14 protein-coding genes are annotated in these 15,002 nt (G+C 65.5%); 6 read left to right on the top strand and 8 right to left on the bottom strand.

The window, feature by feature from the left end; translation table 11 throughout:
- Positions 1 to 4: 4 nt before the first annotated feature.
- Genes TX88_RS15370 through TX88_RS15360 form a run of 3 tightly spaced genes read right to left on the bottom strand, consistent with a single transcriptional unit; the run spans position 5 to position 2,575 of the window.
- Positions 5 to 445, bottom strand: coding sequence for a VOC family protein (locus TX88_RS15370; RefSeq protein ID WP_244438516.1), 441 nt, complete (start codon positions 443 to 445; stop codon positions 5 to 7).
- A 5-nt stretch (positions 446 to 450) separates the two neighbouring features.
- Positions 451 to 1,617, bottom strand: a complete 1,167-nt coding sequence (locus TX88_RS15365; protein ID WP_044517938.1) for an Rv3169 family protein — start codon at positions 1,615 to 1,617, stop codon at positions 451 to 453.
- A 16-nt stretch (positions 1,618 to 1,633) separates the two neighbouring features.
- Entirely contained in the window at positions 1,634 to 2,575 is a 942-nt protein-coding gene (locus tag TX88_RS15360; RefSeq protein WP_044517937.1) for a metal-dependent hydrolase, read from the bottom strand.
- 118 nt (positions 2,576 to 2,693) lie between these two features.
- On the opposite strand from TX88_RS15360, the gene TX88_RS15355 reads away from it, so the two are divergent.
- A complete protein-coding gene (locus TX88_RS15355; protein WP_044517935.1) occupies positions 2,694 to 3,245 on the top strand; it encodes a TetR/AcrR family transcriptional regulator in 552 nt (183 codons plus the stop codon).
- On the opposite strand, the gene TX88_RS15350 is transcribed toward TX88_RS15355, so the two are convergent.
- Positions 3,242 to 4,084 carry an alpha/beta fold hydrolase gene (locus TX88_RS15350; RefSeq protein WP_044517934.1) on the bottom strand — a complete coding sequence of 281 codons (843 nt, stop codon included), beginning with the start codon at positions 4,082 to 4,084 and terminating at the stop codon, positions 3,242 to 3,244. The two genes, TX88_RS15355 and TX88_RS15350, sit on opposite strands and share 4 nt — an antisense overlap.
- Between TX88_RS15350 and TX88_RS15345 the strand changes: the two genes are divergently transcribed.
- Both TX88_RS15345 and TX88_RS15340 read left to right on the top strand, forming a co-directional pair.
- Positions 4,059 to 5,255, top strand: coding sequence for a phosphotransferase family protein (locus TX88_RS15345; RefSeq protein WP_244438429.1), 1,197 nt, complete (start codon positions 4,059 to 4,061; stop codon positions 5,253 to 5,255). The genes TX88_RS15350 and TX88_RS15345 overlap by 26 nt on opposite strands.
- Complete coding sequence (locus TX88_RS15340) at positions 5,252 to 6,070, top strand: hypothetical protein (RefSeq protein WP_162563143.1); 819 nt, start codon at positions 5,252 to 5,254, stop codon at positions 6,068 to 6,070. Before TX88_RS15345 ends, TX88_RS15340 begins: the two co-directional genes overlap by 4 nt.
- A 12-nt stretch (positions 6,071 to 6,082) precedes the next feature.
- Here the strand turns inward: TX88_RS15340 and TX88_RS15335 are convergent, their stop codons facing one another.
- From TX88_RS15335 to TX88_RS15325, 3 genes are read right to left on the bottom strand one after another with little or no spacing between them, the layout of a single operon-like run.
- Positions 6,083 to 7,555: a TLP1 C-terminal extension domain-containing protein gene (locus TX88_RS15335; protein ID WP_049925187.1), complete on the bottom strand. Its 1,473-nt coding sequence runs from the start codon at positions 7,553 to 7,555 to the stop codon at positions 6,083 to 6,085.
- Positions 7,552 to 8,373: an enoyl-CoA hydratase-related protein gene (locus TX88_RS15330; RefSeq protein ID WP_049924945.1), complete on the bottom strand. Its 822-nt coding sequence runs from the start codon at positions 8,371 to 8,373 to the stop codon at positions 7,552 to 7,554. Before TX88_RS15330 ends, TX88_RS15335 begins: the two co-directional genes overlap by 4 nt.
- A gap of 31 nt (positions 8,374 to 8,404) precedes the next feature.
- Entirely contained in the window at positions 8,405 to 10,051 is a 1,647-nt protein-coding gene (locus TX88_RS15325) for an AMP-binding protein (protein WP_044517930.1), read from the bottom strand.
- A gap of 295 nt (positions 10,052 to 10,346) precedes the next feature.
- Here TX88_RS15325 and TX88_RS15320 point away from each other — a divergent pair, with 295 nt between their 5' ends.
- Positions 10,347 to 11,096, top strand: coding sequence for a TetR family transcriptional regulator (locus TX88_RS15320; protein ID WP_049924944.1), 750 nt, complete (start codon positions 10,347 to 10,349; stop codon positions 11,094 to 11,096).
- A 17-nt stretch (positions 11,097 to 11,113) separates the two neighbouring features.
- Here TX88_RS15320 and TX88_RS15315 read toward each other — a convergent pair whose 3' ends face one another.
- Positions 11,114 to 12,313, bottom strand: coding sequence for a cytochrome P450 (locus TX88_RS15315; RefSeq protein WP_044517926.1), 1,200 nt, complete (start codon positions 12,311 to 12,313; stop codon positions 11,114 to 11,116).
- Between the two features lie 192 nt (positions 12,314 to 12,505).
- Here TX88_RS15315 and TX88_RS15310 point away from each other — a divergent pair, with 192 nt between their 5' ends.
- Positions 12,506 to 14,041, top strand: coding sequence for an aldehyde dehydrogenase family protein (locus TX88_RS15310; protein ID WP_084621919.1), 1,536 nt, complete (start codon positions 12,506 to 12,508; stop codon positions 14,039 to 14,041).
- 47 nt (positions 14,042 to 14,088) lie between these two features.
- Positions 14,089 to 14,949 (top strand): mycofactocin-coupled SDR family oxidoreductase, encoded by an 861-nt coding sequence (locus TX88_RS15305; RefSeq protein ID WP_044517924.1) that lies wholly within the window; start codon positions 14,089 to 14,091, stop codon positions 14,947 to 14,949.
- Positions 14,950 to 15,002: the final 53 nt, after the last annotated feature.

The following is a 15,002-nucleotide window of genomic DNA, read 5'->3' as shown; positions in this document are numbered from 1 at the left end:
CGGGCTATTTCATGACTGAAAGCTCGCCGAGGGAAAGCAGTTCGACCATCACGCCATCCGGGTCGGTCACGGTGGCAGCGATTCCGCCGCCCGGTGTGGACATCGCGCGTGGCGTGCCGCCAAGTCCGCTCGCCTCGAGTCGGGACAGCGTGGTCGGTACGTCGACCTGGAAGGACAGCAGGAAGACCCCGCGGGTGGGAAGGCCCGGCTGGGGCTCGGCCTCGTCGATTGTCCGTGGGCCGAGGTCGAGTAGTTCGACGATCCCGGAGTCCGGGTGTCCGGTGTCGCCGAGGAACACCGTTCGCACTGTCTCGGTCGCTACCCCTAGGAGTGATTCGAGGTCCGCATGGAGCACTTTGTCCGCGAGCACGGCGAGCCCGATGCAGTCACGGTAGAACCGCAGCGACTCCTCCATGTTCCGGACGCACAGGCCGGCGTGGTGCATGGTGGTCACAGGAATGAGTTCTCCGCGGTCAGGCCCATCTCCGGGAACGCCCCGAGGGCGAAGGACTCAAGATCCCCCAGACCGACACCACCGCCTACCGGATCTTCGACGCGCACAAGAAGATCGCGCAACTGATGAACTCGGCGCGCAATCTCCGGCTTGTCGCAGTCGGTGATGTGATTGCCTTCGACCCGGAGTTCGCCGACCCACTCGCCGTACACCCAGTCGTTCCATCCGTAGTAGCCGGCCGGACCGAGGTGGTAGCCGGTCGGACCCGCCGCGGTCACGGTGATCGGGCGCTTCGTGCCGTCGCTGTCGATCAAGGTGATGGTGCCATGGGTGAAGCGTCGGTTGCCGTCCTCGAAGTTCAGCTGTTGCTCCACCGATGCGAACCGACTCGACGAACCATCGTCGTTCTGTTGTTCTGCCTGACAACGGGTTTGACTGAATCCGTCGCCTCGCTCCTCCTGGTAGAAGACGAACAGGGAGTATTTCGAGCCGTCCGGACGGGTCAGCATCATCGGAGACCATGTCATGAACATCTGGTTGATCCGGTGGCGGCCGCGTCGGGGCAATCCGGGGATCGGTTTGCCGACGCCGGGGCGCAGGCCCCAGGAATGGTCCCGTATCGAGATCCACTCGTCGCGGCCGAATTCGGTACGCTCACCCGCGACGTCGACCCAGCCCGACGCAACACCGATCTGGTGGTAGCGCAGCACATTATGGGTGACCCGATAGCCGTCCGGGCTGCGATCCGGCCAGGGATCCTCGAGTCCAGGAGTGAATTCACCCTCCATCAGTACGTCGAATGAGATCGGCGCATGCTCGTTCGGCTCGAGGCGCACCCGAATCGACTTCAGCGGTTCGACCACCTCGTACCGCACGGGGCCCACGACGGTGTTGGACGGGTCGGACGCCAGTCGCCGCCCGGCTCGCACGGTCCACTGCTCCGTACCACGGCATACCCCGGCGGCGCCGTCGAAAACTCCCCGGTTGGTGTACTTCCCCACTCCGAGCACGATCTGGAGCGAGTTGTCCCGCGCGTGCGCCATGGTCCAGATCTTCTCGGTCCAGGACGGATCGGATTGGCTCACCGTCGCGAACGTGTCCACGATCTGATGGGTCAGCATCTCGTCCTCGGGGAGCAGGTCCCCGTAGTTCGTCGACAGCACGTACCGATTTGTCCTCTCAGCGTTGGTTTCCGGCGTCGGGAGGGGCCCCGAAGAACGCCGTCATGTCGGTGCCTCGTTCGTACTCACGCATCCAGGTATCCGCCCAGTCCGGAAGCGGCTGATCGGCCGGGTCATGATTCGGCGTCTGCGAAAGTGCCAGGCGCCACGCCATTCTCGCCAAGTGTCCGGTGGGGACGGCATTGAAGAGGGTGGGCGCGCCGGTCTGCCGGGAACGTCTGCGGGTTCCGCCCGGACCGCGGAACTTGAACTCGTCGACCAGCAATGCCGGAGACATCAGCTCACGTGCCGACGCGCCCCGCTCCTCGAACGGGATCTGCTCGTCGAACGCGGCGGCGATGTTGGCGGCGACTTCGCTGGTGTGCCGGAACGTCTCCCGGAAGTGTTTGACGCGGTACCACCGGTTGGGCACCAGGTGGCGGTACAGGATCAGCCCCGAGCTGCGGTGTTCGATCTCTTCCACGAAATGCCACATCATCAGCGACGCCACCCGCTGGTCACCGCCGCCGAACAGCGCCTCCCGATTGTCGAGGATGACCTTGAACAGCGGGGTGAAAGTCGCTTCGAGGTTGGCGATGTAGGCGGCATGGAATTCGACAGGCCGATTCTTGATCAGGTCGTCATATGACTTGACGGTGTCCTGGTAGCACTGCTCCAACGCCGGATACCGCTCGATGAGGGCCAGCATGTGCTTGCGGTGCGCCGCGGCGTGTTGGGCTTCCTGGCGCAGGAACGCTTCGGCTTCGGCCGCGACTTCCGGATCCTGCTCGAGCCGGTCCTGGGCCTGCCTCAGCGAACTGATGATGTACTTCTCGAACGGAACCGCGATGAATGTGAATGCGTTGCAGAAGATTCCGAAGTTCGGGTTTGCGGGCTGCCACCTGAACGGAACGCTTGCGTCGAACCCCCACGCGATCTTGCGGACCACCAAGTCCGTCATCGATCGTCACCTCTTTGCGTCGCACGAGTAACATTGCGCTGCCTGCCAAAGAAGTGACAGGCCCGACTCAGTGTGACACTATGGGCACTTCATGTAAAGGAAACGGACGGTGGTACAGATGGCCGCGGACGCCGCACCATCGATGCGAAAGCGCATTCTCGATGCCGCCCATGTCGTGCTGTCCCGAAGCGGTCACGACAAACTGCAACTGTCCGAAGTCGCCGCCGAGGCCGGCGTGTCACGGCCCACCCTTTACCGCTACTTCGGTTCGCGGGAAGGTTTGCTGGAGGCGTTCAGCCTCTACGAGCAGGACAACTTCGATGCCGGTATCGCCGCCGCGATGGCGGGACTGAGCGGGGCGGACCGCCTCGATGCCGCGCTGCAGTTCATCGTGGAGTTTCAGAACTCGTTCTCGGCACGAGCCGTCGTCGACATCGAACCCGGGCATGTACTCGCCGAGATGCGCCGGGTGCTGCCGACCATGCACGCCCGGCTGCGCCACGTCATCCCCGGCGACAAAGCCGATATCGCCGCGTCGGCGGTTGTTCGGATCGCGGTGTGCCACTACCTGGTCCAGGGTGGCTCGCCGGACCAGTTCCTGGCCGAGCTGCGCCACGCGGCGGGGCTGGAGCCCCGCCGCCGACGCCTGCCCAGAGCTGCTGCCGGCTAGTCGGCCAGCCAGGCGCTGATCCGCCGCCACACCTCGTCCGGCGCCTCCAGGTGCAGGAAATGCCCGACCCCGTCGAGCAGCTCGAAGGCCGAACCGCCCGCCGGAAGACAGCCGGCGACGTCGGTGAGGAGCTCCGCTCCGATCGCGCCGTCGGTTGATCCATGGAGGTAGAGCGTGGGGATCGGCGGCAGGCACATCGTCGCGGCCGCCTCCGCCTCCGTGCCGGGGTCGGCAACCTCGGGATTGAAGGAAGCCCGGTATGGGTTGACGACGCCGGCGATCGTCTCGGCTCCGACCCAACGACGAAGCTCGGCGATATCGGCTGCCGCGTCATACCCGGGCGACCAGTCCGCCCAGAGCCCCTCCCAGAACCCGTCCCCCAGCAGGACGGGCTCCGCCAAACCGGCCTGCTGGATGAACCAGACGTAGAAGGACCGCTTGAGTTGCCGGTAGCTGAACAGTCCCGCGCCCAAGGCGGCGGTCGGCGGGATGGCCAGTGATACGAACTGCGAAAACGCCGACGGCGCAAAGCTGATCGCCCCATAACCCGCGTTCGCACCCCAGTCATGACCGATCAGGACCGCGCGCTCGTCACCTCGATGGGCAGCGCGCACCTCGAGAATGTGCCGGACATAGGTACCGACGGACACCGGATGCGAGGCCGGTGCCGCGTACCCCGGCAACCACGGAGCCACCACCCGGTAGCCGTGCTCGGCCATTTGCGGGCCGAGGTGCCGCCAGGTGTGCGGCGTGTCCGGAAAGCCGTGCACCAGCACCGCGAGCGGCAAGGATTCGTCATCGATCGCCCCGAAGGTGAGCCCAGCAGGTCCGGACGACATCGGCAGCCCCCTCGTACGGCGTTTCGTCGGGTCCGATCGATATTACAAGGAACGTGCCGCACGTAAAGCCATATTGCTTTACATCAATACGCCTCTGTGTAACAGTATCGGCATGGCCGGCCTGACCCTCGTACCGCGAGACCTCGCCGAAACCCGGGAGCAGCTGCGCGGCTGGGTCGAACGCCGATTCGGCCCGGGTGCCACCGTCTCCGAGTTGACTGCGGCCAATCGCGCTGCCGGATGGTCCAGCGAAACCTTGGCCTTCTCGGTCCACGCGGGCGAAAACGGCGCGGAGCCTCGCGATTACGTCATCCGTATCCCTCCGGCGGGCGGCGGAATGTTCGCGGAGTACGACTTCGCCGGGCAGACCCGCACACAGGAGCTGATGCGGCGCCACGGAGTCACGACCCCGTCACCCGTCTACTACGAGCCGGACGAGAGCTGGATCGGTTCGCGCTTCATGGTGATGCCGCGCATCGTCGGGCACACGCCGTCGGACACGTCGTATGCGACACGTGGGTGGCTGCACGACGCCGGCTCCGATGTGCAACGGCGACTCCATGATTCGTTTCTGGACACCTTGATCGCCGTCCAGCGAGTTCCCGTCGACGAGGCGCCATGGCTGCGGCGGCCCACCGGTTTCGGCGTCGGACCCGAAATCGCCTGGTGGAACGACTATCTCCACTGGGCCACCGACAACGACGTCCCCGAACTCATGGTCCAAGCCTTTTCCTGGCTGGAACGTCATCAACCGACCGACGAACTCCCGCCCGCGATCAGCTGGGGTGACGCCCGTCTGTCGAACACCATCAGCGACGACACCGGCATGATCATCGCCGCGATCGACTGGGAACAGGCGTGCATCTGCCCAGCCGAGGCCGATCTCGGCTGGTGGCTGGCCACGCGCCGACAAACCCTGGAAGTGCAGAGGGTTCGAGCCGACCCCGAGCTGCCCGGCTTCGACAGCCGTGAGCAGGTGGTCCGCCGCTACCAGGACATGCTCGGCAGAGAGCTGCAGCACCTGGACTGGTTCGAGATGTTCTCGATGGCCAGGATGGCCTGCTGCATCCTGCGTACCCATGTGTTGTTGCGCCGCCTCGGCCTGACCGACCACGGCTTCTTGCGCGCACCCGTCATGCCCTCCTGGGCGGTGGAGACGATCCGCCGATGACCGGGAACTGGAAGCACTTCTCCGTAGCCGTCGCGGCCGTCCTGCGCACCCGACGCCGTCCCGCTGCTCCGACTGCCGCCAAGACCGATACACTGCAGATCAACATCGAACTATGTTATGGGCCAAAGGTTCTCACGACCGGTCGGCCGGTGGAACGGATGACGCCGGAAGACTGCATAACCATGCTCCGTCGAGAAGTGGACGAGCTCACCCCACTGGCCGATCACCTTTACGGGATGACGGAACTGGCCGCGCACGAGCAGGAGGCCACCGAGGAGACCTTCGTCCGCCTCGACGACTTGCGCTGGCTTCTGGGCAATTACGTGATCAAGGGTGGGCGTATCCGGCGTCTCATCCAGTTGCCCGACCTCCTCACCTCCATCGAGCTTCTCGATCCGCCGGGGGCAAGACAGCCTCAGCCCGCCCTCGAACCGTTCCGGGCGAGCGCTGCCGAGTTGCTGCAGCGGATCCGCGACACCAACGTTGCGACAGTCGACTGGCTCATGACACATCGGGTCGCGATTCCGGATCCGGAGTACCTGGACACCAACGCACTGCTGGGCCGGTTCGACCGGCTGGATGCCGAGCCGATGTCGATATCTGCCGATCCCCTGTATCTGCTGACCTGTCACGTCCACGACTTCCTGGACACCGTCGAATGTTCCGGCGACGTCGAACATCCGGTACTGGATGTTCTCGAGGCACAGCTGGGCAGAATCCTGTCGACGATCGAGAGCGAGATCGTCGCCGCACAGGCGTTCAACGCCGCGCTCATCGCGCTCGCACGCGGGATGCGCCCGGCTGATGCCGCGTAGCGGGCCGGTCCCCTACCAGCGCGCTTCGTTGCGCTTGCCGTCGGTGGTCACCGTCACCGCTTGCCCGACGAGCTCACGCGATTCGGCGTCGGCAAGTAGACCGGGCTCGTGCACACGAGCCAGTGCCCGCCCCGCCTCGGTATCCAACACCACCAATCCGCGCTCGGCCGCACCGTCACGACCATGGGCCACGGTGTAGGCGCATACCGTCGCGGGCCCTGCCCAGGTCGTGAGCAGCTCGCGCCGCGGTTGTTGCGCATCGACCTCGGCCTGCACACTCGCCGGATCCGAGGGCGCACCCGTAGGCTCCGGCCTCGACGACCAAATGCCTGCCACATGCTTGGCCAGATGCATGCCGACACCCGTGATCAGCGCGCGGCCGGGGTGTTGACACAGACGATCGTAGGCACTGGCGATGGCATGCATCTGGTAGCCGCTTGCCGGTCCGCCGGCGTACGGGAGCCCTCCGGTGACGGTGAGTCCACGCGAGTCGTCCAGGGCCAGACCCAGAGCGTCACAGGCCAACCGGAGCGAAGACGGGAAGCACGAGTACAGATCGAACAGGTCGATCTCGTCCAGTCCGATGCCCGCGTGGTTCAAGGCATGCCTGCCGACGACAGACATCGCGGCAGACCTCGACATGTCGTCGCGCTCGGCGATACTCGCCGGATCTTCGGCGTGCGCCCAGCCACTCAGGTACAGCCGCCGATCTTCACCGACTCCCAAGGCATCAGCCTTCGCGCGAGTCGCCAGCAGCACCGCGGCGGACATGTCGACGTCCATCACCGCCACCTCGTGCTTGGTGTACGGCCAACCGACATAGCGGTTGTCCGCGGTGGCGGTGCCGACTGCTGCAGCATCGAGTGCCGTCGGCCGCCAGGCGTGTGGATTGCCTGCGGCGACAACGCTCATCGCAGCCATCATCGCCGCGGCCTCCGCGGCGTCGTCTACCAGGGACGCGCCGCGCTTGGCCCGCCGTGCGGTGTCCCAGAGCGGAAACGTCTCCCACGCCTGCATCACCTCGTGGGCCAGTTCGGATGGGTGCGGTGGCTCCCAGGGGAATGGTGAAGATCTGCGATGGCTCCACGGCAGCCGCTCACCGGCCTTCTTCGCTCTCCTCACGGTGGCGAGTGCCTCCGCACTGCAGATCAGCGCGATGTCCAACTCGCCTCGCTGCATCGAATCCGCCGTACGGTTGATCAGGTCCTGCGGTGTCGTGCCACCGATTCCCGAATAGAGACGATGCCGCGGCGAGGCGCCCAGCGCGGTCGCCAGACGACCCGCAGGGTCGTCGTAGGGCCAACTCTGGCAGTACACGATCTGCAGGGAATCGATCTGCGGCAGCACCGATTCGAATCCGACGGCCGCCTCGCGCGCCCGCGCCTCCCAGCTCAGCAGTGGTTCTGGCGCGTGCCCGTCCCGGACGGTGTGCTGGGCTGCGCCGATGACGCACAGCCGGCGGTCGTCGCGATGCCCCTCCGTCACGACCCGGACCACCGCGGCGGACGTTTCTCGGCGAAGGCCCGTGGGCCCTCTTTGGCGTCTTCGGTGGCGAAGACCTCCCGAGATATCCGGGCTTCGTTGCGGTAGGCCTCGCGCATGTCGAGCTTCAGCCCCTCCAGCACGCTGCGCTTGGTCGCCTGAATCGCCAGCGGCGCATTCTTCGTGATGCGAGCGGCATATTCAAATGCCTTGTCCAGCAATGCCTCCTCGGAAACCACCGCGTTGAGCAGGCCCATCTGAAGTGCCCGCTGCGCGTCGATCTGATCGGCACACAACAGGAACTCCATGGCCTGGGCGAAGGGAATCTGCCGCGGCAGCCGTACCGTCGTGCCGCCGCCCGCGAACAGACCCCGCGCGGGTTCCAGTACCCCGAAAGTGGCGTGCTCAGCGGCGATCCGGATGTCGACACCGCCGAGCATCTCCATGCCGCCGGCCACGCACGGACCATTGATCGCCGCGATGATCGGCTTATAGATCTTGGTACCACGCAGCACCGCATCGGTGCCGTCGGACAACGAGTACCCGTTTACCGACGTCGCCGTACCGTCCTGGAGTTCCTTTGCCAGGGCGGTGATCTCCGGAACGTACGTCTTCAGGTCGGCGCCCGACATGAAGGACCGGCCGACCCCGGTGAAGATCGCCACCCAGGCCTTCTCATCGGACTCAAAGCGCTTCCACGCCTGGGCCAACTGGTGAAAGTGCTCGAGGTCGCAGGCGTTCTTGGCCTCCGGTCGATCGAGAGTGATGAGCACGACGTGCTCCAGGTCGGGGCGCGCCCCGAGTTCATAGTGAACCGGCACGGGTCCTCCCTTCTGACGATTCCCTTTGCTGTCAATGCCTTTCGGATACGAAGGGCGTGGAGTCCGGATACGCGTCCATCCTCCCGTGGGCGAGGAACTCCTCGCGCAACGTCTCGCGGTCGGTATCCGTCATGAGTGTGTAGGCAGTGCCCCGGGGCGGCCTCCACCAGACCGGGTCCCGGCACAGCCAGGCCTCGGACCGCAGCGGCTTCTTGTCGATCTTGCTCTGACCGATCACCGGAAGTTCCGATGTGATGCGGACGAAGCGGGGCGCCCATTTGGTACCGAGATCGGGCTGGGCATCCAGAAAGGAGGCAAACGACCTCGGATCGAACGACCGGCCCGCCCTCAGCTCCATCGCCACCAGAATCTGATCCCCGGCAAGCGGATCGGGCACGCCGACGACGGCAACCGCGGCCGCTTCGGTGAATCGTCCGATGATCCGCTCCACCGGGCTGGCCGCGAAGTTCTCCGAATCGACCCGCAACCAGTCGCCCACCCGTCCGGCGAACCAGAACACACCGTCGGCGTCGCGATAGGCCAGGTCGCCGGACCAGAACCAGCCGCCGCGCAGCCGCTCCGACTGCGCTCCCGGGTTGTTCCAGTAGCCCTCGAACCCTCCGGCGGTGTCGCGGCGCACCAACTCGCCGATCGCCGCGGCAGCATTGGACATCTTGCCGTCGGAATCGAAGCGTGCCGTCTCGCATTCCATGCCCGCGTCGGTGACAACTGCGATATCGGCGCCGGGCGGAGCGGTTCCGAGCGATCCGGGCTTGGTCGCCGGCATGAGCGCGATGCCACCCTCGCTGGAGCCGTAGCCGCTGAGCACAGTGACGCCGAAGCGCTCTGTGAACTCCGCGGTATCCCGCGGAGAAGCCTCCGGCGCAAGTACCGCCCGCAACCGGTGTTCCCGGTCGTTCGGGGTCGCCGGGGTGGCCAGGATGTAGCCGAGCGCGCGACCGACCGTGCTGGTGAAGGTCACGCCGTGAGACCGGACATCGTCGAGCCACGCACCCGCCGAGAAACGATCGCGCAGCACCAGCCGGCAGCCGCTGGCCAGCGCGGGAAACAGGGTGGCGTTCAACGCGTTCCCGTGCGCCAGGGTCAGCGGGCAGTACAGGACGGCGTTCGGCCGGAAACCCATTCCCGCCGCCGTCCCCGCCAGTCGGGCCTGACTGCATTTCGTGGCCTTGGGTGCCGATGTCGAACCGGAGGTGAACAACAGGAACAGCAGTGACGACGGCGCTGGATCTCGCTCCGGCAGGCCTGCGCCCGCGTAGTCGGCCCACGGCGCGTCTTCGACCCGCACCGGATTCTCGACGAGATCAGCGAAGGCGTGATCGGCGATCACGAGTTGGCATGCCGTGTGGTCGATGTCGCGGGCCAGTTCCGCACCGCGGCGGGTCGAGTTCACCCCGACGACGCACGCCCCGGCCAATGCCGCACCGAAGATCTGGAACACGTACTCGGGCACTGTCGGTAGTAGGACGCCCACGTGCGGCGGACGGTCGGGATCCAGCGTCGCGCGCATCCACGCCGCCCGCACCGCGGACTCGGCGACCACCTCACGCCAGGTCCAGGAACGCTCGCCATGGACCAGACCGACGTTGTCGTCGTCGGCACGGGCCCGGACCAGTGCCGCAACCGTCTCGGCACGCCCGCCGGCTGATGCCGTCACGCGGGTACGGTCCGAATCTTCATCACGCCCACTCGACGATTCTGATCGACGGCCGTGGCGCACATGGTGAAACTCCTGGGATTGCTCGCCGACTTCTCAACTTCCCTCCAGGACAATTGCGGTAATCCTTATCGTTGTAATTACCGTACCTGTTGCGAGAAGCCGGCGCAGCCCGTTGCAAACATCGCGGGGAGGTTTACGGTAACGATAACCGTAGGCGGTGGGCAAAGCGTACAGTTACCTTACGTCGCAGCACGTCTCGTGTCTGAGTACGCACCGGAACCCAGGAGGGTCGATGGCAGATTCCAACGCGGCCATGAAGCCGAGTACGGCCAGGGCGCGCAGCGCCAGGCCCAAACGGCGTCCCCGGGGATCCCTTGATGTCGAGGAGATCATCTCCGGCGCATTCGAATTGGCCGAGGAGGTTTCGATCGCCGGCCTGAGCATGCCGGAGTTGGCCAGACACCTGGACGTTCCGATCACCAGCATCTACTGGCACTTCCGCAAGAAGGAGCAATTGCTCGATGCCATGACGGCCAGGGCCATCCAGCAGTACCACTTCAGTAACCCGTTCGTGGACGGTGGTACCTGGCAAGAAGGACTGCGCAACCACTTCCGCAAGATGCACGTCGTTTTCCGCGAGAACCCTGTGCTGTGCGAACTCATCCTGATGCGCACGGGCGAACTCAGCGCGCAGGCGACTCAAGCCTCGGTCGACAACCTGGAGACGGTCATCCGCACCATGGTCGACGCGGGATTCAACCCCGACGAAGCGCTGACGGTGTACATGGCGTTGTCCGCGCACAGCCGGGGTACGTCGATGATCGAGCATCTCAACACCGCTCAGGCACAGAACGGCGGCCCCCGCGCCACCGGGGTGACGCCCGAACATCCATTACTGAACGAGCTCGAGTACAAGGGGCACAAGATCGACGCCCTCGAGTTCGATTTCACGCTGGAAGCGATCATCAACCGCGCCGAAGAACTCCTGGCGAAGCCCAAGGGCACGAAGTCCACGAAATCGAAGAAGACCGCCAGGCGCTGATTCTCGGACTTCGAACGTCACGGCAGGACCCGCACCGGAACGTTGTGCCAGCCCACCACATTGGTCATCGCCACCCGCTTGAGTCCGGCTCGATCGACCTCGAATCGCGGCATGAAGTCCAGCAGCTTGTCGATCGCGATCACGCTCTCCATGCGGGCGAGTGCGGCGCCGAGGCAGCTGTGCACGCCGTAGCCGAGCCCGACGTTCTGCGCCTCGCTGCGGTCCCGGTCGATGTCGAAGGTGTCGGCATCGGTGAAGGCACGCTCGTCGCGGTTGGCCGAACCGACGCACAGCAGAACGGGATTGCCGGCCGGGATGGTGCTGCCGTGCAGCTCGATGTCCCGCATGCTGTAGCGCACCAGGTACTGGGCCGGAGCTTCCCAGCGCAGCAACTCCTCCACCGCGGCCGGGATCTTGCTGCGGTCCGCGCGCAACGTCTCCCACTGCTCGGGGTGCTCGGCGAAGGTCACCACGGCGTTGCCGACCAGCTTGGTCACGGTCTCGGCGCCCGCTCCCCCGAGCATCGAGGCGAAGCCGGCGATCTCGACGTCGTCGAGTTTGGACATCTCGCCGTCGCGATCGAGTTCGACGGCGATCAGATCGCTGATCATGTCGTCCTGGGGGTCGGCCCGACGCTGCTGAATGATCTCGTAGTACATGAGGCCGGTCTCGATACCGGCCGCGATACCTTCCTCCGGCATCTCGACCTTGCCGTACTCGCGTTCCAGTTGCTTGTCGAGCAGCAGACGCACTTTCTGGCGCAAGTCGATCGGGACCCCGAGCATGTGGGTGATGACCTCGACCGGGAACAGCGCCGAGAAGTCCTGCACGACATCAAATTCCGTCGGGTCCGCGGCATTCAGGAACCTGTCGATCTGATCGGACACCGTCTGGCGCTGCTGCTCGATGGCGCGCGGCGTGAACACCTTGTTGACCAGACTGCGCATCCGGCGGTGGTCAGGCGGATCCATCATGATGATCAGCGGCGGCACGGGGTCATCGGACTGCACCATCTGCAGATCGACACCGCGGGACGACGAGTAGGTTTCGAAGTCCTTCAGGGCGACCGACACATCGGCATGGCGGGTCAATGCGTAGAAGTCGTACTTCTCGTTGTAGTAGACCGGGGCCTCGTCACGCAGACGGCGGTAGGTGTCGAATGGCGCGTTGAAGAAGTCGTCGGAAAACGGGTCGAACACCACTTTCGATTGGGTCACTGCATCCTCCTGTACGTCCCGCGACGGGACCGATCCCGAGCTCGGGCGCGAACCTCCGACCACCGTCGAAGCACCGTTGACACAACGTTACCGTAGGACATACCGTAATCTTCGCAAAATGCGTTTCACGGTCGCATTCCTATCCACTACCCGCGGACTGTTGCCCGACCGGATTGTCAACTGGGAGCGTGCATGACAGCGCCATCGTCCTCGGCTTCGGTGCAGCTGGAGCCCACCGAATCCACCACGCTGAACGCGCGCGTCGCAGCCCGGGCCGAAGGCCGCCTGCTGATCGACGGCGAACTACGCGAAGCGCGATCCGGCAGGCGGTTCGACAACATCAGCCCGGCGACCGGCAAGGTGATCGGCAGCGCCACCGCCGCCGGCGCCGAGGACATGGATGCCGCCATCTGCGCGGCCCGCCGCGCGTTCGACGAGACCGACTGGAGCGTCAACCGGCAACTGCGCAAACGCTGCCTGCTCCAGCTGCAGGCCGCACTGGAGGCCGAGCGCGAAGAACTGCGCGAGGAGATCATCGCGGAGGCCGGCGCTCCATGGATGACCACCGTCATGGCGCAGGTCGATTGGCCACTCGACGATGCGCTGATCTACCCGACCGAGTTGATCGACTCCTTCACCTGGGAACGCGAGCTCGGTATCGGCAAGGCCGGTGACGGCCGGCGCCGCGTGGTCAAGGAGCCGGTCGGTGTCGTCGCCGCGATCGCCCCGTGGAACTATCCGTTCGAGATCGTGGCCAACAAGCTCGGGCAGGCCTTGGCGACCGGCAATACCGTTGTGCTCAAACCGGACCCGAATACACCGTGGACGTCCACCCGGATCGGCCGGCTGATCGCCGAGCACACCGACATCCCCGCCGGCGTGGTGAATGTCGTGACCACGCCCGATAACGCGGTGGCCGAGCTGCTCGTCACCGACCCCCGAGTGGACCTGGTGTCATTCACCGGGTCGACGCACGTCGGACGACTGATCGCCCGCAAGGGCGCCGACACGCTCAAGCGGGTGTTCCTGGAACTCGGCGGCAAGTCGGCGATGGTGATCCTCGACGACGCCGACGTGGATACGGCGCTGCCGAACACCGCCCAGGTGTGTTTCCACGCCGGCCAGGGCTGCGCGGTCAACACCCGACTCCTGGTTCCGGCCGCGATGTACGACACCATCGTCAACAAGGTCACCGAGCTGTTCTCGATGCTGCCGCCCGGTGACCCGGCCCGCCAGGACACCGTGCTGGGACCGGTGATCAGCGCCGGGCAACGGGACCGGATCCTCGGCTTCGTGGAACGCGCCGGGGCCTCCGGCGCCGAGGTCCTGACCGGCGGCGACAAGCCCGTCGGGCTGCACCCCGAGCTCGCCGGTGGTTACTACCTGACACCGACACTTGTTGCCGGCGTGGATAACTCATCCGAGATCGCACGCCAGGAGGTCTTCGGTCCGGTGATGGTGGTGATGCCGTACTCAGATGATGCCGAGGCACTCGCGCTGGCCAACGACAGCGAGTACGGCCTGTCCGGGTCGGTGTTCTCCGGTTCCCCCGAACGCGCGATGGGCTTTGCGAACCGGGTCCGCGCCGGTTCGTTCAGCGTCAACGGCGGACTGTTCTACGGTGCCGACGCACCCTACGGCGGATACCGGGCCAGTGGTGTCGGACGGCAGAACGGCATCGAGGGATTCGAGCAGTACCTGGAGACCAAGACCATCGGCTATCTGTGAGCCGGCAGCCGGATTCACCGGCGACAACACGACAAGGGAGTCAGGCAGTGGGCAGAGTCGAGGGCAAGGTAGCTGTCATCAGCGGTGCGGCGCGCGGGCAGGGGCGGTCACATGCCAGATTGCTGGCCGCCGAGGGCGCCGACATCATCGCGATCGATCTGTGCCAGGACATCGCGACCAACGACTACCCGTTGGCCCGGCCGGAAGACCTCGACGAGACGGCCCGGTTGATCGAGAAGGAAGGCCGCAAGGCCTACACCGTCATCGCCGACGTCCGCGATCGCGTCGCCCTGTCGGCCGCCGTGGACGCCGGGGTGGCCGAATTCGGGAGGCTCGACATCGTGTTGGCCAATGCCGGCATCGCGCCGCTCACCAAAGGTGGTCCGCAACAAGCCTTCGTCGACGCGGTGGACGTCGATCTGGTCGGCGTGCTCAATCTGGTTCATTCCAGCCTGAAGCACCTCAAGGCCGGCGCCTCGATCATCGCGACCGGTTCGCTGGCCGCGTCACTGTCCTCAGGGAACACCAGCGGTATGGACGCCGGCCCGGGCGGTGCCGGCTACGGTTTCGCCAAACAGGTGGTGTCGCACTACGTCAACAATCTCGCCCTGCAACTGGCCCCGGAGTTCATCCGGGTCAACGCTGTCCACCCGACCAACGTCAATACGGACATGCTGCACAGCACGCCGATGTACCGGGCGTTCCGGCCGGATCTGGAAAATCCGACGCGCGAGGACGCCGAGTTGACCTTCCCATTGATGAACGCCATGCCGGTCCCCTATGTCGAACCCGAGGACGTCAGCGAAGCGGTGCTCTACCTCGCCTCCGACGCTGCCCGTTACGTGACCGGCCAGCAACTGCGTATCGATGCCGGCGGTGCGCTCAAGGCCATACCGTGGTCAGGGTAGTCAGCGCCCGGTGACGTGAAGCCGGGCATCCGGACGAGCCAGAGGAACCAGGG

The sequence above is a fragment of the Mycolicibacterium septicum DSM 44393 genome, assembly GCF_000455325.1.
GTDB lineage: Bacteria > Actinomycetota > Actinomycetes > Mycobacteriales > Mycobacteriaceae > Mycobacterium > Mycobacterium septicum.
This window is presented reverse-complemented; position numbering and strand designations above follow the sequence as displayed.